The following is a 20,853-nucleotide window of genomic DNA, read 5'->3' on the forward strand; positions in this document are numbered from 1 at the left end:
CAGAAGCGGTCTTGCTCGCGATCTTTTATGTGTTCAAAAGATCGCGAGCAGCCCGCTCCTGCAGATGCTTAGCCTTCGTAGCTGATCCGGCCATCCACCAGCGTGTAACGCACGGCACTTGGCAGGCAATGGCCAAGGAACGGGCAGTTGTCGCCTTTGGAAAGCCATTTCTCACCGGCCACGGTGGAAGCTGCCGGGTCGAACAGCACCAGATCCGCCGCGCAACCCACCGCCAGGCGTCCGGCCGGCAGGCGCAAGGCATCGGCCGGGCCAGCGCCCAGGCGAGCCAGCAAGGTCGGCAAGTCCAGCAAACCGTCTTCTACCAGGGTCATTGCCAGCGGTAATAACAGCTCAACGCTGCTCATGCCCGGCTCGGTGGCACCGAAGGGTGCAAGCTTGGCATCGCGTTCGTGGGGCTGGTGATGGCTGGAGATGGCTTGCACCACGCCCGACTTCACGGCTTCGCGCAGACCGTCACGGTCGGCCCGGGTCCGCAGCGGCGGTTGCACGTGGTACAGGCTGGAGAAGTCCACCAGCGCCTCATCCGTCAAAATAAGCTGATACAGCGCCACATCGGCCGTCACCCGCAAACCGCGAGCCTGGGCCTGGGCAATCAGGGCCACGCCCCGGGCGCTGGTCAGCTGGCTGAAGTGGGCGCGCACGCCACTTTGCTCAACCAGCAGCAGATCACGGGCCAGCGCTACGGTTTCGGCGGTTTCAGGGATGCCCGGCAAACCGCGGAAGGCGGCCATCGGACCGTCGTGGGCAATGCCGCCTTCAGCCAGATCGCGATCCTGGGAGTGGAAAATCACCGTCAGGTCGAATGTAGCCGCATATTCCAGCGCCCGGCACAGGGTGCGGGTGTTGGTGAAACTGCTGAGACCGTTGCCGAAGGCGACGCATCCGGCGTCACGCAGAGCGATCAATTCGGCCAGTTGCTCGCCTTCCAGGCCTTTGCTCAGGGCGCCAATCGGGAACACCTTGCAGTTTCCGGCTTCACGGGCGCGGTCGAGGATCAACTCGGTGACGGCCGAGGTGTCCAGCACCGGTTTGGTCTGAGGCGGACAGCACAGGCTGGTCACGCCACCGGCAGCGGCAGCGCGGGTTTCGCTGGCGATGGTGCCTTTGCGGCTGTAGCCCGGCTCGCGCAGGGCAACGTTCAGGTCAACCAGCCCGGGAGCGGCCACCAGGCCTTTGGCTTCGATGGTTTGAGTCGGGGTAAAACCTGCCGGGGCAGCGCCAATGGCAATGATTTTGCCGGCTTCCAGATGCAGGTCGGTCACTTGATCCAGCTTGCTGCACGGATCAATCACGCGGGCGCCGAGAATGCTGAGCTTCACTGGGCGTTCTCCTGTTCGAATTGGCGCTGGGCCGTTTGCCCGCTCATGGTCATGGACAACACCGCCATGCGCACGGCGATGCCATAGGTTACCTGGTTGAGAATCACCGAATGCGGGCCGTCGGCCACCGCCGACTCAATCTCCACGCCACGGTTGATCGGGCCCGGGTGCATGACGATGCAATCGGGCTTGGCCCCCGCCAGGCGGGCCGTAGTCAGGCCGAACAGGCGGTAGAACTCGCCTTCGCTCGGCAGCAGGCCGCCGGACATGCGCTCGCGCTGCAGGCGCAGCATGATCACCACGTCGACGTCTTTCAGGCCTTCGGTCATGTCGGTGTAGACCTTGACCCCGTATTGCTCGATGCCGATCGGCAGCAGGGTTTTCGGTGCAATCACGCGGATATCCGGGCAGCCCAGGGTTTTCAGGGCAATCATGTTCGAACGCGCGACCCGCGAGTGCAGGATGTCGCCGACTATGGCTACCGACAGGTTTTCGAAGCCGCCCTTGTGGCGACGGATCGTCAGCATGTCGAGCATGCCCTGGGTCGGGTGCGCGTGCCGGCCGTCGCCGCCGTTGATGATCGCCACCTGCGGGCACACATGCTCGGCAATGAAGTGCGCGGCCCCGGAGTCGCCGTGGCGTACCACGAACATGTCGGCGGCCATGGCTTCAAGGTTGCGCAGGGTGTCGAGCAGGGTTTCGCCCTTGCTCGCGGACGAAGTCGACACATTGAGTGTGATCACGTCGGCGGACAGGCGCTGTGCGGCCATCTCAAAGGTGGTGCGGGTGCGGGTGGAGTTTTCGAAGAACACATTGCACACGGTTTTGCCGCGCAGCAACGGGACCTTCTTCACCGCCCGGGCGCCGACTTCGAGGAACGAGTCGGCGGTATCGAGTATTTCAGTCAGCAGCTCGCGGCGCAGTCCATCGAGGGACAGAAAGTGGCGCAGCTGGCCCTGATCATTGAGCTGTAGCGGGCGCTTGGCGTCTATGGGCGTCATCGCAAAGGTCTCTTAGGCAAGGTCTTGAAGTTCGAGGGTCAATGGCGCCGGGCCGGACAGTTTTACCCGCTCGGTCGGTTTCAGGGGCAGGGTCGCACCCACCACGTCGGGCCTGATCGGCAGTTCGGCCGCGTCCAGATCCAGCAGGCTGACCAGTGTCACGCTGGCTGGACGACCATAGTCGAACAGTTCGTTAAGCGCGGCGCGAATGGTACGACCGCTCATCAGCACGTCATCGATCAGGACCAGATGCTGGCCTTCAATTTCGAATGGCAGCTCGGAAGGGCGAACCTGCGGGTGCAGCCCGTTCTGGCTGAAATCGTCGCGGTAGAAAGACACATCCAGCGTGCCCAGTGGCGAGTCGCTGTCCAGCGCGCGCAGCAGTGCCTGGGCAACCCAGATACCGCCAGTACGAATGCCAATGAAGCGCGGCTCGGTGATGCCGCGCCGGGCTAGATGGGCCTTGAGGTCGAGGGCCATCTGGGAGATCAGTTCAGCGGGAACAGGCAGGATCATGGTGGCTCCTTAAAAGGCCCGCGAGGCGAAGCCTGCAGCGGCGGGCGCAAACAATGGGGCGCGTCAGTGATACAAACGCAGGGTCAGGCTTTGGATTGAGACTTGGCCAGGAACTCGTCGATCCAGCTTTGCAGCACCAGCCTGGCGGCAATGGCATCCACAGGGTTGTCACGAAAACTGCCGCGCTGGCCGCCCTGGGCCATACGCTCGCCCTTGGCCTCAAAAGTGGTCAGGCGTTCATCGTGCTCATAAGCGGGCAAATTGAAACGGCCATTGAGCCGATTGGCAAATTTTTTGGTCCGTGCGCACAGCGGGCTTTCGCTGCCATCCATGTTCAGGGGCTTGCCGACAATCAGCACGTCGGGTTTCCACTCTTTAATGAGCTTTTCGATCTCTTCCCACTTCGGAATGCCGTTCTCGGCTTTCAGGTTGCACAGTTCACGGGCCTGGCCGGTGATCATCTGGCCAACGGCGACCCCGATGGAGCGGGTGCCGAAGTCGAAACCGAGCACAAGACGAATGTCGTGCCCGGCCATCAGGAATGGCCTGCTTGGGTGCTTAACAAATTGAGGTTCACTCCGAGGTGTTTGGCGGCGGCGTCGAGGCGCAACTCGCTAGAGGTGTCAAACAGGACGTGGGCTGAGTAGGGGCAGGTCAGCCAGGCATTGTCGGCCAGTTCGGCCTCCAGCTGGCCGGCGTCCCACCCGGCATAGCCCAGGCAAATCAGGCTGCGTCGCGGCCCGCGCCCGTCAGCAATACTGAACAGCACGTCGGCAGAGGTGCTCAGGGCCAGTCCGTCCTCCAGCTCGACGGTGGCGTCAAAGCTCATGCCGACCGGGTGCAGGACAAAACCGCGATCAACCATCACCGGGCCGCCGCCGTAGATCGGCACATGCTGGCACAAGGGTGCGCAGGCCGTATCAGGGCGCAGTTGCTCAAGAATGTCCGCCAGACTCAGATCCATTGGCCGGTTGATCACCAGGCCCATGGCACCATTGGCCGTGTGCTCGACGATGTAGGTCAAGGTGTGTGCAAAGTTCGGGTCAGCCATGTGGGGCATGGCGATCAGGAATTGATGCTTGAGGTAGGTCGGTGCGTGCTTTTTCATGAGCCTTAGTGTGGCGCTGGCAAGGTGAACTGACAAGTTTGGCGGATGAAGATTGCTGACTCTGCAGGAGCGAGCCTGGCTCAATTGCTCGACAACCTGTCGCCCTGGGCAAACTTCCAGGTGCGGATGATCTCCAGCCGGTCGATGTCTGCCAGATCGCCAGTGAATGGCGCAAAAGGCGCCGCCAGCCTTACGATTCGTTGCGCCGCCTGATCCAGCAGCGGTTGCCCGGAGGACTCAAGTACCAGCACTTCGTGCAGTGAGCCGTCGCGATTGATCGACACCAGCAGCCGCAGCTTGCCGTAGATCTTTTCGCGACGGGCCTGTTCGGGGTAGTTGAGGTTGCCGACGCGTTCGATTTTTTTGCGCCAGTCCTCTTTATACCAGGCACCCTTGTCGCGCATGGTCGAAGCGGCACTCATGCGGTAGATCTTGGGGCGCTTGGCATACAGCTGCTGCTCGTTGGCCAGTTCGGCTTCGAGGCTGGAAATCTCGCTGGACAGCTGTGAGCTGTCGAACGTGGGAACGCTGGCCTTGGGCGCCGCTTCGGTTTTGACCTTTTGCGGTTCGCGCGGGGCCTTGTTCGGTTTCGGGGCGACGGTGGTGACTGCCGCCTTGGGCGCTGCCTTTGGCTGTTCGGGTCTGGCAGCGGGAGGCGGGGTGACCTTTTTGACCGTATTGTCCTGGAACGGAGCGACCTCTGTGGTCTTGGGCACGGCTTTCTTGTCCAGCGTACCGCTGCCTTGCTGGTTGTCCTGTGCCAGGAAGTCCGCTTTGTCCGGAGCTTTCTCGCTTTTGAACGTCGAGAGGGTGATTTCCAGGGTTTTACTGATTTTCCTGGGCTCGCTCATGCTGAAACCCACACCCAGAATCACTGCGATATGAATCAGCGCCGCGACCATCAGGGTAAAACCCAGGCGATCGGCCGCTCTCACGCCTTTATGGCTGAGTTCGGGGGGCAGGTCGCTGGGGAGTGTCATGACAGAAAGACCAACATTGCGCGTTACACAGGTCGCGCATGATAGCGCAATGTTGGTTTTTAGCTGCAAGGAGGGAAGGGGCAAGCCTCAAGCGGCAAGCTAAAAGCGATACGCCCCAAACTTGCCGCTTCGCTACATTGCGCCTTTAAACTTTCGGCTTGGCGCTTGAAGCTTGCAGCTTCGATGCAATCGCATCCATCAACAGGGCGCCGATATTGGTGCCGAAAGCATTGTCGATCTCGCGGATGCAGGTCGGGCTGGTGACGTTGATTTCGGTCAGGTGTTCACCGATCACATCCAGGCCGACGAACAGCAGGCCTTTCTCCCGCAGGGTCGGGCCGACCTGGGCTGCGATCCAGCGGTCTTTGTCACTCAGTGGCCGTGCTTCACCACGGCCGCCTGCGGCCAGGTTGCCACGGGTTTCGCCTGCGGCCGGAATGCGCGCCAGACAATAGGGTACGGGCTCGCCGTCGATCATCAGGATGCGCTTGTCGCCGTCCTTGATCGCCGGCAGGTAGCCTTGGGCCATGATTTGTTGAGTGCCGTTGGCGGTCAGGGTTTCGAGAATCACCGACAGGTTTGGATCACCCACCCGATGGCGGAAAATCGAAGTGCCGCCCATGCCGTCGAGCGGCTTGAGGATCACGTCACCGTGGGTGGCGGCGAATTCGCGCAAGACATCGGCGCGGCGGCTGACTACGGTCGGCGGCGTGCACTGGGTGAATTGGGTGGCGAACAGCTTTTCGTTGCAGTCACGCAGGCTCTGGGGCTTGTTGACGATCAATACGCCGTCGCGCTCGGCTTGTTCCAGCAAGTAGGTGGAGTACACGAACTCCATGTCGAAGGGCGGGTCCTTGCGCATCAGGATCACGTCCAGATCGCTCAGGGCGGTATCGGCTTCGGCGTCCAGCTCAAACCATTTTTGCGGATCGGCGAAGACCTTGAGCGGCTTCATCCGCGCCCGGGCCTTGCCTTCGCTCAGGTAGAGGTCTTGCTGCTCCATGTAGAACAGGGTCCAGCCGCGATCCTGTGCGGCCAGCAACATGGCCAGCGAGCTGTCCTTCTTGTAGGAAATGCCCGCAATGGGGTCCATGACAATCCCGACTCGAACGCTCATGGCGAATTCCTCATATAAAATTGGCGAAGATCTCACCCGTAGAAAAGTTCGCGAGCAAGCTCGCTTCTGCGGGTTAGTAAAAGGCTTTTAAAAGTGGCGCCAGAGTGGCGCTGAGCGGGGGCCCGGTCAAGGAAAAACCACCTGCCCCGCGTCACGCCGGGTCGCCCGATAGATTGCAGGTCGTGACTGTGCTAAAAAGGCTCGCACAGTACTTTCAGCCCTTGTCCATCAAGGAGTTGGGTTTTCAAGCCGCACATTTGTAACAAAACGGGTCGCCACGCGACGGTAGAGCACATATGGAAAAGCAGTCCAGCGCCTTGAGGGTGATGGTGATTGACGATTCAAAAACCATTCGCCGTACCGCCGAAACGCTGCTCAAAAACGTAGGGTGCGAGGTCATCACGGCCATCGACGGTTTTGATGCCCTGGCCAAGATTGTCGATCACCATCCGCATATCATCTTTGTCGATATCATGATGCCGCGCCTGGATGGTTATCAGACTTGCGCACTGATCAAGAACAACCGGGCGTTCAAGTCGACGCCGGTAATTATGTTGTCATCCAAGGACGGGCTGTTCGACAAGGCCAAGGGGCGGATAGTGGGTTCTGATCAATTTTTGACCAAGCCCTTCAGCAGGGACGAACTGTTGAGTGCGATCAAGGCTCATGTGCCCGGTTTCAATATTGTCCCGAACGCTCAATGATGCCCGGCCAGCCGGCCGCTTACCTTTTTTATGGGGAACACCATGGCTCGCATTCTGATCGTCGATGACTCGCCGACTGAAATGTACAAATTGACCGGCATGCTGGAAAAGCACGGTTACGTCGTGCTCAGGGCTGAAAACGGCGCGGACGGCGTCGCCCTGGCGCGTCTGGAAAAACCCGATGCGGTCTTGATGGATATCGTGATGCCGGGCCTCAACGGGTTTCAGGCGACCCGACAGCTGACCAAAGACTCCGAAACCAGCCATATCCCGGTGATTGTCGTCACCACCAAAGACCAGGAAACCGACATGGTCTGGGCTACCCGCCAGGGTGCCAAGGGCTATCTGACCAAGCCGGTCGAAGAAGAAAAGCTGATTTTGAAGCTCAAACAAGTACTCAAAGATAACCCTCCAAAATGACGGAGGCCCTGTGCCGGACTCTCTGACCGCCTTCGAGTTGCTGCTGGAGATAGATCAGCGCTGTCGCTCGCTGGCGGCGGGTCTGGCACCTGCACAAGTCCAGGCCGACAACTGGAGCGGTATCGGTTTCCGGATCGGCGAGCATTGTTTCGTGGCGCCGATGGGGGAAATCGCCGAAATCCTCCATGAACCGCGCTTTACCTTGCTGCCGGGAGTAAAACCCTGGGTCAAGGGCGTGGCCAATTTGCGCGGGCAGCTGCTGCCCATCCTCGATCTGTGCGGTTTCTTCGGCGTGGAACTGTCACCTCTGCGCAAGCAGCGCCGGGTGCTGGTGCTGGAATACCAGGAGATATTTGTCGGACTGCAGGTAGATGAGGTGCTGGGCATGCAGCACTTCGCCCAGGCCGACCTCGATACCGACGTGCAGGCATTGCCCCACCCCATGTTTGCGCCCTACGTGCAGGGGCATTTTGCCGGCAGCCCGGTATGGTGGGTCTTCAGCCCCTTTGCCCTGGCCCAGGCACCGCAGTTCTGGGCGGTGGCGGTGTGAGCCGCCGCCACTTTGTACCTTCAGCAATGACACGGGACCCCGGGACCTGATCGATGACCACAGCCAATACCGCTAAACCAATGGAAGGGTCGCGCAGTCGCTCCCAGATCATCGTGCTTTTTATCGCCCTGATCGTGTTCATCATGCTGTTGTTCGCCAACTTTGCTTACCTCAATACCCAGTCCAACTACGACAAGCAGTACATCAGCCATGCGGGTGAGTTGCGGGTGCTTTCGCAGCGTATCGCCAAGAACGCCACTGAAGCGGCTGCCGGCAAGGCGGCGGCGTTCCGCTTGCTCAGCGATGCGCGCAATGATTTCAGCCAGCGCTGGGGCTTCCTGAAAAAAGGCGACCCGGCCACTGGCCTGCCCCCGGCGCCCCATGCCGTGCACAAGGAAATGCAGGCGGTGCAGCGCGACTGGGAGCAATTGCTGGACAACACCAACGCCATTCTGGCCAGTGAGCAAACCGTCCTGTCGCTGCATCAGGTCGCCGCCACCCTGGCGGAAACCGTGCCGCAGTTGCAGGTCGAGTACGAAAAGGTTGTGGAAATCCTCTTGCAGCGTGGCGCTCCTGCCAGCCAGGTGGTGCTGGCGCAGCGTCAGTCCTTGTTGGCCGAGCGCATTTTGGGCGCGGTCAACACCGTGCTGGCCGGTGATGAGAATGCAGCGCAGGCCGCAGGTGCCTTTGGCCGCGATGCCAACCGTTTCGGGCAAGTGCTCAACGGCATGCTGGAAGGGAGTGAGGGGCTGAGAATTACTCAGGTCGAAGACAAGGACGCACGTACCCGCTTGCTGGAAATCTCGGAGCTGTTCCAGTTTGTATCCGGTTCGGTGGACGAGATTCTCGAAACCTCCCCCCAGCTGTTCCACGTGCGCGAAGCGGCGAACAATATCTTCAGCTTGTCGCAGACCTTGCTCGACGAGGCGTCGAACCTGGCCAACGGCTTTGAAAACCTGGCCAGCGGACGCTCGCTGGACATCATCGGCGGCTATGTATTGGGCCTGCTGGCGCTGGCGTCGATCATCCTGATCGGGATGGTGATGGTGCGCGAAACCAATCGCCAGCTGCGGGAAACCGCTGAAAAGAACGAGCGCAATCAAAACGCGATCATGCGCCTGCTTGATGAAATCGAAGACCTGGCCGACGGCGACCTGACCGTGACGGCCTCGGTCACGGAAGACTTCACGGGCGCCATTGCCGACTCCATCAATTATTCCATCGACCAATTGCGCGGACTGGTGGCGACCATCAACCTGACTGCGGGTCAGGTGGCGGCGGCGGTGCAGGAAACCCAGGCCACGGCCATGCAACTGGCAGAAGCCTCGGAACATCAGGCGCAGCAGATTGCAGAGGCATCGGGGGCGATCCAGCAAATGGCCCACTCCATCGATCAGGTTTCGGCCAACGCCTCAGAGTCCTCGGCGGTGGCGGAGCGCTCTGTCGCCATTGCCAACAAAGGCAATGAAGTGGTGCACAACACTATTCACGGCATGGACAACATTCGTGAGCAAATTCAGGACACCGCCAAGCGGATTAAACGCTTGGGCGAGTCTTCCCAGGAGATCGGCGACATTGTCAGTCTGATTGATGACATTGCCGATCAGACCAATATCCTGGCCCTGAACGCGGCCATCCAGGCTTCGATGGCCGGTGATGCCGGACGCGGGTTTGCCGTGGTGGCTGACGAAGTCCAGCGCCTGGCAGAGCGCTCTTCGGCGGCCACGCGGCAAATCGAAACCCTGGTCCGGGCCATTCAGGCCGACACCAATGAAGCGGTTATTTCCATGGAGCAGACCACCACCGAAGTGGTGCGCGGTGCTCGCCTGGCACACGATGCCGGTGTGGCCCTGGAAGAAATCGAAGGTGTATCGCAAAACCTTGCCGATCTGATTCAAAGCATTTCCAACGCCGCGCAACAGCAGACCACCTCGGCGGCGCAGATTTCCCTGACGATGAACGTGATTCAGCAAATCACCAACCAGACCTCATCCGGTTCCACTGCCACCGCCGACAGCATTGGCAACCTGGCCAAAATGGCCAGCCAGTTGCGGCGTTCAGTGTCCGGGTTCACCTTGCCCGCCACGCAAAAACCACGTGAGCCACAGTAATGGTTGACCGGCACGACTACGTAGCCCTCGAATGGGTCAAAGGCGATATTGCCGACACCTTGAAACAGGCACGCGTGGCGCTGGGAGAGGACGGGCAGCCGCCCACTGCCCAGATGCTGGAACAGTGCCTGGACTGTATTCATCAGGTGCATGGCAGCCTGTTGATGGTGGAGTTCTACGGCGCCGCCTTGCTGGCCGAAGAGATGGAGAAACTGGTGATTGCCCTGCAGCAGGGCCGTGTCAGCCAGCTCGACGAAGCCTTGCGCCTGTTGCAGCAAGCGTTCAGGCAGTTGCCCTTGTATCTGGACCGTGTGTGCAGTGCCCGGCGTGACTGGCCGCTGGTGGTGCTGCCGCTGCTCAATGATTTGCGCACCGCCCGAGGTGAAGCACTGCTCTCGGAAACCAGCCTGTTCAGCCCGCCCTTGCAGCACTTGCCCGAGCTGGACCAGGCCGCATTGGCCCGCTTGCTGCCGCCACAATGGCCGCATCAGCTGCGGGCCCTGCGCCACACCTTGCAATCCGCGCTGCAGGGTTTGCAGCGTGAAGAAGAGGTGCAGGCCAGTCTGGAGCTGATGGCGGGGGTGTTCGCCCGCCTCGAAAGCATGTGCCACGGCGCGCCGCTCAATGCACTGTGGAAAATCTCCGCGGCGCTGGTGGATGGCATGCTCCGCGGGCGGGTGGCCAACAGCCCGGCGTTGCGCAGCCTGTTCAGTGAATCGGACAAAGAACTCAAGCGCCTGCTGGAACAAGGCATAGACGGCATCAACCAGCCTGCGCCCGAAGAACTGCTGACCAGTTTGCTGTTTTACATCGCCAAAGCCGAACAGCCGACCACCAAAATGCTCGCGCTGAAAACCCGCTATGAGCTGGACGAAGCCATGCCCGACGCGGCCATGGTGGATGAAGAGCGTGCGCGGCTGGCGGGGCCCGATCGCGATGCCATGCGTTCAGTGGTGGCGGCATTGTGCGAAGAGCTGGTGCGGGTCAAGGAGCGTCTGGACCTGTTTGTGCGCAGCGACCGCTCCCACGTGTCGGAGCTGAGCAGCCTGATGGCGCCTTTGCGGCAGATCGCCGATACCCTGGCCGTGCTGGGTTTTGGTCAGCCGCGTAAAGTCATCATCGACCAGTTGGCCGTGGTCCAGAGCCTGGCCCAGGGGCAGCGTGAGCCCACCGATGCGGTGTTAATGGATGTCGCTGCGGCCTTGCTCTATGTCGAGGCCACGTTGGCCGGCATGGTCGGCAATGCTGAACCGTCGCAGCGCGAAGAGAGCCGTCTGCCCACCACCGATCTGATGCAGATCCATCAACTGGTGATCAAAGAGGCGCGCATCGGCCTCGAAGAAGTCAAAGACCTGATCAGCGACTACCTGGCGGCAGATTTTGATCGCCAGCATCTGCAACCACTGCCCGAACTGCTGACGCAAATCCGTGGTGCCCTGGCGATGATCCCGCTGACCCGTGCCGCCAGCCTGCTCGAGGCCTGCAACCAATACTTGGGCGAACAGCTACTGCTGCCAGCCAGACCGCCGTCTGCGCAGCAGCTTGAACAACTGGCGAATGTGCTGATCAGCATCGAATATTACCTGGAGCGCCTCTCCCAGGACCCCGGGGCCAGCGGCGAACAGGTGCTGGATCGGGCCGAGCACAGCCTCAATGAACTGGGCTATGCCCCGGCAGAGCGCCAGGTGCCAGTGCTCAATGACCGCCTCAGTCCGGCCGAAGTGCTGGCCATGCAGATCTCTCAGACCCTGGAAGGGCCCCTGGTGGCGCAGAGCCTGGCCGATGTTCTGGCCAGCCCGGTGTCAGCGCTCAACCCGCCGGCACAACATATTCCCGGCAGCTTGCTACCGCCCCCGGTAAACGAGGCAGCAGTCGATGAAGAGCTGCTGGAAGTCTTTCTTGAAGAGACCGACGAGGTTCTGGTCGCCCTGCATGACTATTTGCCCCAGTGGATAGCCAACCCGGCCGACAGTGCTGCACTGGCCGAACTGCGGCGGGCCTTTCACACGCTTAAAGGCAGCGGGCGCATGGTCCGGGCGCTGGTGCTGGGTGAGCTGGCCTGGGCTGTCGAGAATCTGCTCAACCGGGTGATTGAGCGCAGCGTGGCGCCAGGGCCGCAGATCTATCAGTTGCTGGAAGAGGTACTGGTGATTATCCCGGAGCTGGTGCAGGAGTTTGCCGAGCTTAGCCAGCGTCAGCGCGAAGATGTCGACCGATTGGCCGCACGGGCCCACAGCCTGTCAAAAAGTAAGCCGTTGCCGTTGCTGATCGAGCAGGACAGCAGCGGTACTGATCCGCAACTGCTGGATATCTTCCGACAGGAAGCACAAACCCACCTCGGCAGCCTTGACCATTTTCTCGATCAGGCCAGCCAGCAATTACCGTTGCCTGCCAGCGACGACCTGCAACGCGCCATGCATACCCTCAAGGGCAGCGCCCACATGGCCGGTATGTTGCCGATGGCGGAGCTGGCCACGGCCCTGGATCATCTGGTTCGCGAGTACAAGGGGCACCAAATCTGCCTGGACCGGGATGAAATCGAACTGCTGCTGGAGGCTGACAGCTTGCTGCATCGCGGCCTCAAGCAACTGGATGTCGACCCGCAGGCTGAAATCCATGGTGCCCGGCCCCTGATCAAGCGTATCGAGCAATTGATCGCCAGTCGTGTGGATGAATTGATCAATGCTCCCGGGGGCGGTCTGGAGCCCAAGCGCGATCCTCAGCGCATCGCCGAGTTTCTGGCCGAAAGCATGGACAGCCTGTTTGACGCCGAAGACCTGCTATTGCACTGGCGCGAGAACCCGCACGAGCGTCAGGGGCTGGATGGGTTGCTCGAGCATCTGACCGGCCTGGCCGAGTCCGCGCATCTGCTGGACTTGCAGCCTTTCGACGCGCTGTGCGAAGCCTTGCTTGATCTATATGGCGCCGTTGAAGAAAGCAGCCTGGCGGTCAGTGAGCGTTTTTTCACCGAGGCCAATAACGCCCATGAAGCACTGATCAACATGCTCGACCAGCTGGCGGCGGGGCAAGAAATCACCCCGCAGCCGGTGCTGATCCAGACCCTGCACGACCTGTTGCATGAAGGTCTGGCACCTGAAGCCACGGGCCTGATCCGTCGGGAGGGCACCAAAACCCTGGAGATTACCGAGTTGGGCGCCGCCACGGCGCAGCTGGGTGCCAGCCAGGGGCCGGCGAACAGCATTCAGTCCGACGCGGCCCAAGGCAATGGCGACCCTGAGTTGCAGGACATCTTTCTGGATGAGGCTTTCGACATTCTCGAAAGCTCGGGTGCGGCCTTGGTGCGCTGGCAAGCCGACCCGCAGAACCATCTGGAAGTCGAAAACCTGCTGCGGGACTTGCACACCCTCAAAGGGGGCGCGCGCATGGTTGAAGTTGCGGCCATCGGCGACTTTGCCCACGAGCTGGAAACCCTGTTCGAAGATATTTCCGTGGGTTTTCTGGCGCCCGGTGCGGACCTGTTCACGTTATTGCAGCGCTGTCATGACCAGCTGGCGCAAATGCTTGATGCCTTGCGCAGTGGTCAGCCGTTGCCCTCGCCACAGGTGCTGATCGAGCGCATCCGGCAGATCGAGCGCAGCACCCGGCAACCTGGCCCGAGTGCTGTGCCGAGCAAACCGGAGCCGGCTGGCGCGGTGGTGCCGGAAGGCGAGCGTACCGGGCTGGACACGGTCAAGGTGCCGGCCGAACTGCTGGAGGACTTGCTCAACCTGGCGGGGGAAAGTTCGATCATCCGCGGGCGTGTGGAGCAGCAAGTCAACGATGCCCAGGTCGCCCTCAACGAAATGCAGACCACCCTGGAGCGGATGCACGATCAGTTGCGCCGGCTCGACAGCGAAACCCAGGGGCGCCAGCATAATCGTCAGCAAACCGAGGGTGACGGGGTGGCCTACGATGAGTTTGATCCGCTGGAAATGGATCGCCATTCGCTGCTGCAGCAATTGTCCCGGGCACTGTTCGAGTCGGCATCTGACTTGCTCGACCTCAAGGCCACCCTGGCCGCGCGCAATCGGGATGCCCAGGGCCTGCTGCAAAAGCAGGCGCGGGTGAACACTCAGTTGCAGGAAGGTCTGATGGGCACGCGCATGGTGCCATTCGAGCGGGTGTTGCCGCGCCTTAAACGGATTGTCCGGCAAGTGGCCAGCGAGCTGGGCAAGCAGGTGGACTTCAGTGTCATCAATGGCGAAGCCGAGATCGACCGCAATGTGCTGGAGCGGATGGTGGCCCCCCTCGAACACATGCTGCGCAATGCCGTCGACCACGGCCTGGAGCCGGCGCATGTGCGCCGGGCCAGCGGTAAACCCGAGCAGGGGCTGATTACCCTTGAGCTGTCCCATGAAGGCGGCGATGTGGTGTTCGACATGCATGATGATGGCGCCGGAGTGCCCCTTGAGGCGGTGCGGCGCAAGGCCATCCTGCGCGGGCTGCTCGACCCGGCTTCCAGCATCTCGGACCGCGACGTGTTGCAGTTCATCATGCAGCCGGGCTTTTCCACGGCGGAAAAAATCACCCAGATTTCCGGGCGTGGCGTGGGCATGGACGTGGTGCACGAAGAAGTGCGCCAGCTGGGCGGTAGCATGACCATCGACTCGGTGGCCGGCCAGGGCGTGCACTTTCAAATCCGCCTGCCGTTCAGTGTCTCGCTCAATCGGGCGCTGATGGTGCAGTGCGCCGACGAGCAGTACGCCATCGCCCTCAATACTGTCGAGGGCATTGTGCGGGTCATGCCCAATGAGCTGGAGGGCTACTACCAGCTCAACCCGCCGCTGTATCACTACGGCGGCCAAACCTACGAATTGCGTTATCTGGGTGAACTGCTGCAAACCGTGGGCAAGCCGAGGCTGGCGGGCGAAAACCATTCGGTACCGGTGTTGCTGGTGCATTGCCAGGACCAGCGGGTGGCGCTGCAAGTCGATGCGCTGGCAGGGTCGCGGGAAATCGTGGTCAAAAGTCTGGGGCCGCAATTCACCGGGGTTCAGGGCTTGTCCGGTGCCACCATTCTGGGCGACGGGCGAGTGGTATTGATCCTTGATCTGCTGGCCTACATTCGCGCCCACCAGGCGCGCCTGCCTTTGTTGCAGGCGCAACAGCGGGCGGTCGGTGCCCTGGAGTTCTCCCCGGCGTTGCGCCCGGCGCTGGTGCTGGTGGTCGATGATTCGGTCACCGTGCGTAAAGTCACCAGCCGTCTGCTGGAGCGCAACGGCATGAACGTGATCACCGCCAAGGACGGGGTTGATGCCATGAGCGTGCTCGAAGAACACACCCCGGACCTGATGCTGCTGGACATTGAAATGCCGCGCATGGATGGCTTTGAAGTCGCCACCCGCGTGCGCAACAACCCTCGTCTTAAAGACCTGCCGATCATCATGATCACCTCGCGTACCGGGCAAAAGCACCAGAACCGGGCCATGGCCATCGGCGTCAACGACTATCTGGGCAAACCGTATCAAGAGTCGGTGTTGCTGGAGCGCATCGCCTACTGGAGCAAGTTCAATGCTTGATCACCGTGTGGGCAGCCTGACCGGGCTGCTGCTGCCGCTGGCGGACCGTTACCTGCTATTGCCCAACGTTGCCATAGCGGAGCTGATCGACTGGCAGCGCGGCGAACCCAGCAGCGACTCGCCGCCCTGGCATCTGCGGCAGATCACCTGGCGCGACCGTGAATTGCCGCTGATCAGTTTCGAAGCCGCGTGCGGCAGCCCGCTGGTGATTGGCGAGCGGGCACGCATCGTCATTCTCAATACGTTGGGGGGCAATCCGCAGCTCAAGTTCATCGCCATGGTGGTGCAGGGCATCCCCCGCTCCTACAAAGTCGATAGCCAATTGAGCTTTGTCGACGTGCCGCTGTGCCCGCTGGAGCGTGCGGCGGTGCAAGTGGGAGATCACGTGGCCAGGATTCCGGATCTGCTGGCGCTGGAGAGATTGGTGATGGGGGAAGAGGTTTAACTGCGCCAGCAAAGTTTCAGCAGGAGCAGCCTTGCACTTCTCGACGATCGCCGCATTGCCCTTTAAGGTCGCAGCCTTGACCCTTATCTCGTAACAAGGTGACACGGTCGCACTATCGGATCTTGAGGGAGTTGCACATGTATCACGGTGAAAAACTCAACGCCTGGACTCATCTGGTGGGGGCGTTGCTGGCGACGGCAGGCAGTATCTGGTTGCTGGTGATGGCATCTCTGGACGGCAGCCCGCAAAAGATTGTCAGTGTGGCGATCTATGGCGTGACGCTGGTGTTGTTGTACAGCGTTTCGACTGTTTACCACAGCGTGCGCGGGCGCTCGAAAGTGATCATGCAGAAGTTCGATCACCTGTCGATTTACCTGTTGATCGCCGGCAGTTACACCCCGTTCTGTCTGGTCACGCTACATGGGCCGTGGGGCTGGTCGCTGTTCGGCATAGTCTGGGGCATGGCGGTGATCGGCATGCTGCAAGAGATCAAGCCGCGCTCCGAGGCGCGCATTCTGTCCATCGTGATTTACGCGGTAATGGGCTGGATTGTGCTGGTGGCGGTCAAACCATTGCTGGCGGCGCTGGGTACCGCCGGCTTTGTCTGGCTGGCCACGGGTGGGGTGATGTACACCGTGGGCATCATATTTTTTGCCCTCGATCACCGCCTGCGCCATGCCCACGGCATTTGGCATCTGTTTGTGATTGCCGGCAGCGTGCTGCACTTTGTGGCGATCGCGCACTACGTGATCTAGCCCTGATATCTGTAGGAGCGAGCTTTGCTGCTTTGAAAAAGCTCGCGAGCAAGCTCGCTCCTACAGGATTTGGCTCAGGTTTTTTGCGGTTTTTTGGTGTCGCTGCGGATTTGGGCGTGGCTGATCAGGGCGAAAATAAAACTTCCGCCGATGATGTTGCCGGCCAGGGTCGGGCCGGCAAAGATCAGCCAGAAATCTTTCCACGGCAACTCGCCGGCAAACACCAGGTATGAGACCTCGGCCGTACCGACCACGATGTGGGTGAAGTCACCCAGGGCCATCAGATAGGTGATGAGGATAATGATCCACATCTTGGCGCTCTCCATCGACGGGATCATCCACACCATGGTGGCAATCATCCAGCCCGAGATAATGCCTTTGGCGAACATCTGGCTGGAGTCGTTTTCCATGACCTTGCGCCCGATTTCGAGAAAGGCCTTGTCGGTCTGACTGTCGAAAATCGGCAAGTGCAGCATCGTGTAGGCAACCAGCAGCGTGCCCAGCAGGTTACCCACCAGCACCACCGCCCACAGCCGGAACAGGCGTGCGAAATTATTGAGCGTGGGTTTGCTCATGATCGGCAATACGGCGGTCAGGGTGTTTTCGGTGAAGAGTTGCTGGCGGGAGAGGATGACGGCCAGAAAACCTGCGCAGTAACCGAAGCTGGCAATGACCTTGAACGCTTCGCCGTCCGGCAGGCGCGAGTTGAGCAAGCCCATGGCCATCAGCGACAGGCCCATGGTCAGTCCGGCAGCCAGTGCCGACCAGAACAGGGCGGCAATGCTGCGCTCCAGTTCCATGTCGCCCTGCAGGCGAATGATTTCATGCAGCACGGCTGCCCGTGGCGGCTGGTTTTTGGTGACGTCGTGCTCTTCTTCAGCCGACAGGTTGGGGGTTTTACCGCTTTTTTGAGTGTCCATCGGGCTCGTCACCGTAAGCGTGTGTAAAGCTACGACACGCTGGATTGCAAGCTGTTCACTCAGGATTGCTGCATGGCAGGTGGGAGCTGGCTTGCCAGCGATGCGGTCTTGATCATGCATTCGCCGGCAAGCCGGCTCCCACAAGGCCCGATGTCCGGTCAGGCCTGCTCGTCATCCTGGAACTGGTCTTTGACGTATTTGATCTCGGTGCGCCCGTGGGGAGCCGGCAAGCCGTCCTCACCCAGGTTGACGAAGACCATCTTGTCGACCGTCAGGATGCTTTTACGGGTGATCTTGTTGCGCACTTCACAGGTCAGGGTGATCGAGGTACGGCCGAACTCTGTGGCGGTGATGCCCAGCTCGATGATGTCGCCCTGGCGCGAAGCGCTGACAAAGTTGATTTCGGAGATGTATTTGGTCACCACGCGCTGGTTGCCCAGTTGCACGATGGCGTAAATGGCGGCTTCTTCGTCGATCCAGCGCAGCAGGCTGCCACCGAACAGGGTGCCGTTGGGGTTGAGGTCTTCGGGTTTAACCCACTTGCGGGTGTGGAAGTTCATGGCGGCTCCAGGTTTGAGTGTGGCCCCCAGCTTCAAGTTTTAAGCGACAAGCTGCAAGTAGAAGCCGATTCGCTCTTGCTTGCAGCTTGCCACTACCCGGATAAAGACAGCTATAATCCCCCCCGCTTCAAAACGGTCATATTTACCCAGTACCGTTCCCGCCACCTGTCCGAGGGGCGCTGCAGCAGGTTCAACCTGTCAGGCTCGGATGGGGCGTTGTTTGTTCAGGGCTCCCTGTTCAGGCACTAAACGCACAACGGCGCCCATTCGCGATTAAACGAATGGAGGCTCTTGATGAGCGCTGTAAACACGCCTGCAGGTTTTACTGACTATAAAGTCGCTGATATGTCCCTGGCCCAATGGGGCCGCCGCGAAACCTTCATCGCCGAGTCCGAAATGCCGGCTTTGATGGGGCTGCGTCGCCGCTATGCAGCAGAACAACCGCTCAAGGGCGCGAAGATTCTGGGCTGCATCCACATGACCATCCAGACTGCCGTGCTGATCGAAACCCTGGTTGCCCTGGGTGCCGAAGTGCGCTGGTCGTCGTGCAACATCTTCTCGACTCAGGATCAGGCTGCTGCCGCTATCGCTGCTGCCGGTATCCCGGTATTTGCCTGGAAAGGCGAGACCGAAGAAGAGTACGAGTGGTGCCTTGAGCAAACCATCCTCAAAGATGGCGCGCCTTGGGATGCCAACATGATCCTCGACGACGGCGGCGACCTGACCGAGCTGTTGCACAAGAAATACCCGGACATGCTGAAAAAGATCCACGGCGTGACGGAAGAAACCACCACCGGCGTACACCGTCTGCTGGACATGCTGGCCAAAGGCGAGCTGATGATCCCTGCGATCAACGTCAACGACTCGGTGACCAAAAGCAAAAACGACAACAAGTACGGCTGCCGTCACAGCCTGAACGATGCCATCAAGCGCGGTACTGACCACTTGCTGTCCGGCAAGCAGGCGCTGGTGATCGGCTACGGCGACGTGGGCAAGGGTTCGGCTCAGTCCCTGCGTCAGGAAGGCATGATCGTCAAGGTTTCGGAAGTTGACCCGATCTGTGCCATGCAAGCCTGCATGGACGGTTTCGAAGTGGTTTCGCCGTTCATCAATGGCCAGAACGACGGCACTGCCGCCAGCATCGACGCTGCGCTGCTGGGCAAGATCGACCTGATCGTGACCACCACCGGTAACGTCAACGTGTGCGACAAGAACATGCTGGCTGCGCTGAAAAAACGCGCTGTAGTGTGCAACATCGGCCACTTCGACAATGAAATCGACACCGCTTTCATGCGCAAGAACTGGGCATGGGAAGAAGTGAAGCCACAGGTTCACAAGGTTCACCGTACTGGCCTGGGCGAATTCGACCCGCAGAACGACGACTACCTGATCCTGCTGGCCGAAGGTCGTCTGGTGAACCTGGGCAACGCCACCGGTCACCCGAGCCGCATCATGGACGGTTCGTTCGCCAACCAGGTTCTGGCCCAGATCTTCCTGTTCGCCCAGAAATACGCAGACCTGCCAGCCGAGCTGCAAGCCGAGCGTCTGACTGTAGAAGTGCTGCCGAAGAAACTTGACGAAGAAGTGGCCCTGGAAATGGTTCGCGGCTTTGGCGGCGTAGTTACCCAGCTGACCAAGCAACAGGCTGACTACATCGGCGTTACCGTCGAAGGCCCGTTCAAGCCGGACGCTTACCGCTACTAATAGCAGCTGCAAGCTTCAAGCCTCGAGTTGCCAGCAAAGCAGATTGCTTTGGCTTGTAGCTTGAGGCTTGGGGCCAGCTATTGAGTGTAAACAATAATAAGCAGTTGCAAATTGTAAGCCTGCAGCACAAGAGCCTGGCGCATCGCCCTCTTGGCGCTTGAAGCTTGTAGCTTGCCGCTGGAGGTTGCCTCCATGTCTCAAGACCGTCGTTACAGCTTCGAGTTCTTCCCGACCAAGACCGATGCTGGACATGAAAAACTGATGAACACGGCTCGCCAGCTGGCGACCTATAACCCGGATTTTTTCTCCTGCACCTATGGTGCCGGTGGCTCCACCCGTGACCGCACGATCAATACCGTGCTGCAACTGGAGAGCGAAGTAAAAGTACCTGCCGCCCCGCATTTGTCATGTGTGGGTGACAGCAAGGCTGACTTGCGCGGCCTGCTGACCCAGTACAAAGCTGCGGGTATCAAGCGCATTGTTGCGCTGCGTGGCGACCTGCCTTCGGGTATGGGCATGGCCAGTGGCGAGCTGCGCCATGCCAATGACCTGGTGAGCTTCATTCGTGAAGAGACCGCTGATCACTTCCATATCGAAGTGGCTGCCTATCCGGAAATGCACCCGCAAGCGCGCAACTTAGAAGACGATATCAACAACTTCGTGCGCAAGGCCCATGCCGGCGCCGATAGCGCAATTACCCAGTACTTCTTCAACGCAGACAGCTACTTCCGTTTTGTCGAGCGTGTGCGGGCGGCTGGCGTCACGATTCCAATCGTGCCGGGCATCATGCCGATCACCAACTACAGCAAGCTGGCGCGCTTCTCGGACGCCTGTGGCGCTGAAATTCCGCGCTGGATTCGCAAACAGCTGGAAGCCTACGGCGACGACATCCAGAGCATTCAGGCATTTGGCGAACAGGTCATCAGCGAAATGTGCGAACGCCTGCTCGACGGCGGCGCCCCGGGCTTGCACTTCTACACCCTGAACCAGGCCGAGCCCAGCCTGGCGATCTGGAACAACCTCAAGCTGCCTCGCTGACACACACCCCCTGCGGGAGCGAGTGTGCTCGCTCCCGCAGGGAATGTGCCGTACAGCTCTGCAAA

The 20,853-nt window shown here is 60.4% G+C and carries 18 protein-coding genes and 1 riboswitch; of the genes, 9 read left to right on the forward strand and 9 right to left on the reverse strand.

The window, feature by feature from the left end; genetic code table 11:
* Positions 1–68: 68 nt before the first annotated feature.
* From JQ848_RS01475 to gshB, 7 genes are all read right to left on the reverse strand, one after another.
* The gene (locus JQ848_RS01475) at positions 69–1,340 is read right to left on the reverse strand and encodes a dihydroorotase (RefSeq protein WP_004419675.1); all 1,272 of its coding nucleotides are present in this window, start codon (positions 1,338–1,340) and stop codon (positions 69–71) included.
* Positions 1,337–2,341, reverse strand: coding sequence for an aspartate carbamoyltransferase catalytic subunit (locus tag JQ848_RS01480; RefSeq protein ID WP_004419674.1), 1,005 nt, complete (start codon positions 2,339–2,341; stop codon positions 1,337–1,339). Before JQ848_RS01480 ends, JQ848_RS01475 begins: the two co-directional genes overlap by 4 nt.
* Before the next feature lie 12 nt (positions 2,342–2,353).
* The gene (gene pyrR, locus JQ848_RS01485; RefSeq protein WP_004419672.1) at positions 2,354–2,857 is read right to left on the reverse strand and encodes a bifunctional pyr operon transcriptional regulator/uracil phosphoribosyltransferase PyrR; all 504 of its coding nucleotides are present in this window, start codon (positions 2,855–2,857) and stop codon (positions 2,354–2,356) included.
* Positions 2,858–2,940: 83 nt separating this feature from the next.
* Positions 2,941–3,393, reverse strand: a complete 453-nt coding sequence (gene ruvX / locus JQ848_RS01490; protein ID WP_004419670.1) for a Holliday junction resolvase RuvX — start codon at positions 3,391–3,393, stop codon at positions 2,941–2,943.
* On the reverse strand, positions 3,393–3,965 hold the full coding sequence (locus tag JQ848_RS01495; RefSeq protein ID WP_202210205.1) for a YqgE/AlgH family protein: 573 nt from the start codon (positions 3,963–3,965) through the stop codon (positions 3,393–3,395). Before JQ848_RS01495 ends, ruvX begins: the two co-directional genes overlap by 1 nt.
* A gap of 80 nt (positions 3,966–4,045) precedes the next feature.
* On the reverse strand, positions 4,046–4,945 hold the full coding sequence (locus JQ848_RS01500; protein ID WP_004419668.1) for an energy transducer TonB: 900 nt from the start codon (positions 4,943–4,945) through the stop codon (positions 4,046–4,048).
* A gap of 145 nt (positions 4,946–5,090) precedes the next feature.
* Positions 5,091–6,062 (reverse strand): glutathione synthase, encoded by a 972-nt coding sequence (gshB, locus tag JQ848_RS01505; RefSeq protein WP_004419666.1) that lies wholly within the window; start codon positions 6,060–6,062, stop codon positions 5,091–5,093.
* Positions 6,063–6,358: 296 nt separating this feature from the next.
* Here gshB and pilG point away from each other — a divergent pair, with 296 nt between their 5' ends.
* The 7 genes from pilG (at position 6,359) to trhA (ending at position 16,566) form a co-directional block, all read left to right on the forward strand.
* Positions 6,359–6,766 (forward strand): twitching motility response regulator PilG, encoded by a 408-nt coding sequence (pilG, locus tag JQ848_RS01510; protein WP_202210206.1) that lies wholly within the window; start codon positions 6,359–6,361, stop codon positions 6,764–6,766.
* 42 nt (positions 6,767–6,808) lie between these two features.
* Entirely contained in the window at positions 6,809–7,186 is a 378-nt protein-coding gene (pilH, locus tag JQ848_RS01515; protein ID WP_127196531.1) for a twitching motility response regulator PilH, read from the forward strand.
* A gap of 10 nt (positions 7,187–7,196) precedes the next feature.
* The gene (locus tag JQ848_RS01520) at positions 7,197–7,736 is read left to right on the forward strand and encodes a chemotaxis protein CheW (RefSeq protein ID WP_004419661.1); all 540 of its coding nucleotides are present in this window, start codon (positions 7,197–7,199) and stop codon (positions 7,734–7,736) included.
* A 53-nt stretch (positions 7,737–7,789) separates the two neighbouring features.
* Positions 7,790–9,847: a methyl-accepting chemotaxis protein gene (locus JQ848_RS01525; RefSeq protein WP_004419659.1), complete on the forward strand. Its 2,058-nt coding sequence runs from the start codon at positions 7,790–7,792 to the stop codon at positions 9,845–9,847.
* Positions 9,847–15,366, forward strand: a complete 5,520-nt coding sequence (locus JQ848_RS01530) for an Hpt domain-containing protein (RefSeq protein ID WP_202210207.1) — start codon at positions 9,847–9,849, stop codon at positions 15,364–15,366. Before JQ848_RS01525 ends, JQ848_RS01530 begins: the two co-directional genes overlap by 1 nt.
* Positions 15,359–15,811 carry a chemotaxis protein CheW gene (locus JQ848_RS01535; RefSeq protein ID WP_004419655.1) on the forward strand — a complete coding sequence of 151 codons (453 nt, stop codon included), beginning with the start codon at positions 15,359–15,361 and terminating at the stop codon, positions 15,809–15,811. The genes JQ848_RS01530 and JQ848_RS01535 overlap by 8 nt, the downstream gene beginning before the upstream one ends.
* A gap of 137 nt (positions 15,812–15,948) precedes the next feature.
* A complete protein-coding gene (gene trhA / locus JQ848_RS01540) occupies positions 15,949–16,566 on the forward strand; it encodes a PAQR family membrane homeostasis protein TrhA (RefSeq protein WP_004419653.1) in 618 nt (205 codons plus the stop codon).
* 74 nt (positions 16,567–16,640) lie between these two features.
* Here trhA and JQ848_RS01545 read toward each other — a convergent pair whose 3' ends face one another.
* Positions 16,641–17,486, reverse strand: a complete 846-nt coding sequence (locus JQ848_RS01545) for a formate/nitrite transporter family protein (RefSeq protein WP_004419652.1) — start codon at positions 17,484–17,486, stop codon at positions 16,641–16,643.
* 158 nt (positions 17,487–17,644) lie between these two features.
* Complete coding sequence (locus tag JQ848_RS01550) at positions 17,645–18,046, reverse strand: acyl-CoA thioesterase (RefSeq protein WP_202210208.1); 402 nt, start codon at positions 18,044–18,046, stop codon at positions 17,645–17,647.
* A gap of 165 nt (positions 18,047–18,211) precedes the next feature.
* Positions 18,212–18,318, forward strand: a riboswitch (S-adenosyl-L-homocysteine riboswitch).
* A 22-nt stretch (positions 18,319–18,340) separates the two neighbouring features.
* Here JQ848_RS01550 and ahcY point away from each other — a divergent pair.
* Together ahcY and metF are read left to right on the forward strand one after the other, a co-directional pair.
* The gene (gene ahcY, locus JQ848_RS01555) at positions 18,341–19,750 is read left to right on the forward strand and encodes an adenosylhomocysteinase (protein ID WP_004419650.1); all 1,410 of its coding nucleotides are present in this window, start codon (positions 18,341–18,343) and stop codon (positions 19,748–19,750) included.
* 192 nt (positions 19,751–19,942) lie between these two features.
* Positions 19,943–20,788 carry a methylenetetrahydrofolate reductase [NAD(P)H] gene (gene metF, locus JQ848_RS01560; protein WP_202210209.1) on the forward strand — a complete coding sequence of 282 codons (846 nt, stop codon included), beginning with the start codon at positions 19,943–19,945 and terminating at the stop codon, positions 20,786–20,788.
* The last annotated feature ends 65 nt before the right edge of the window (positions 20,789–20,853 follow it).

Origin of the sequence: Pseudomonas paraversuta (genome assembly GCF_904067025.1) — a bacterium.
GTDB classification, from domain to species: Bacteria; Pseudomonadota; Gammaproteobacteria; order Pseudomonadales; family Pseudomonadaceae; genus Aquipseudomonas; species Aquipseudomonas paraversuta.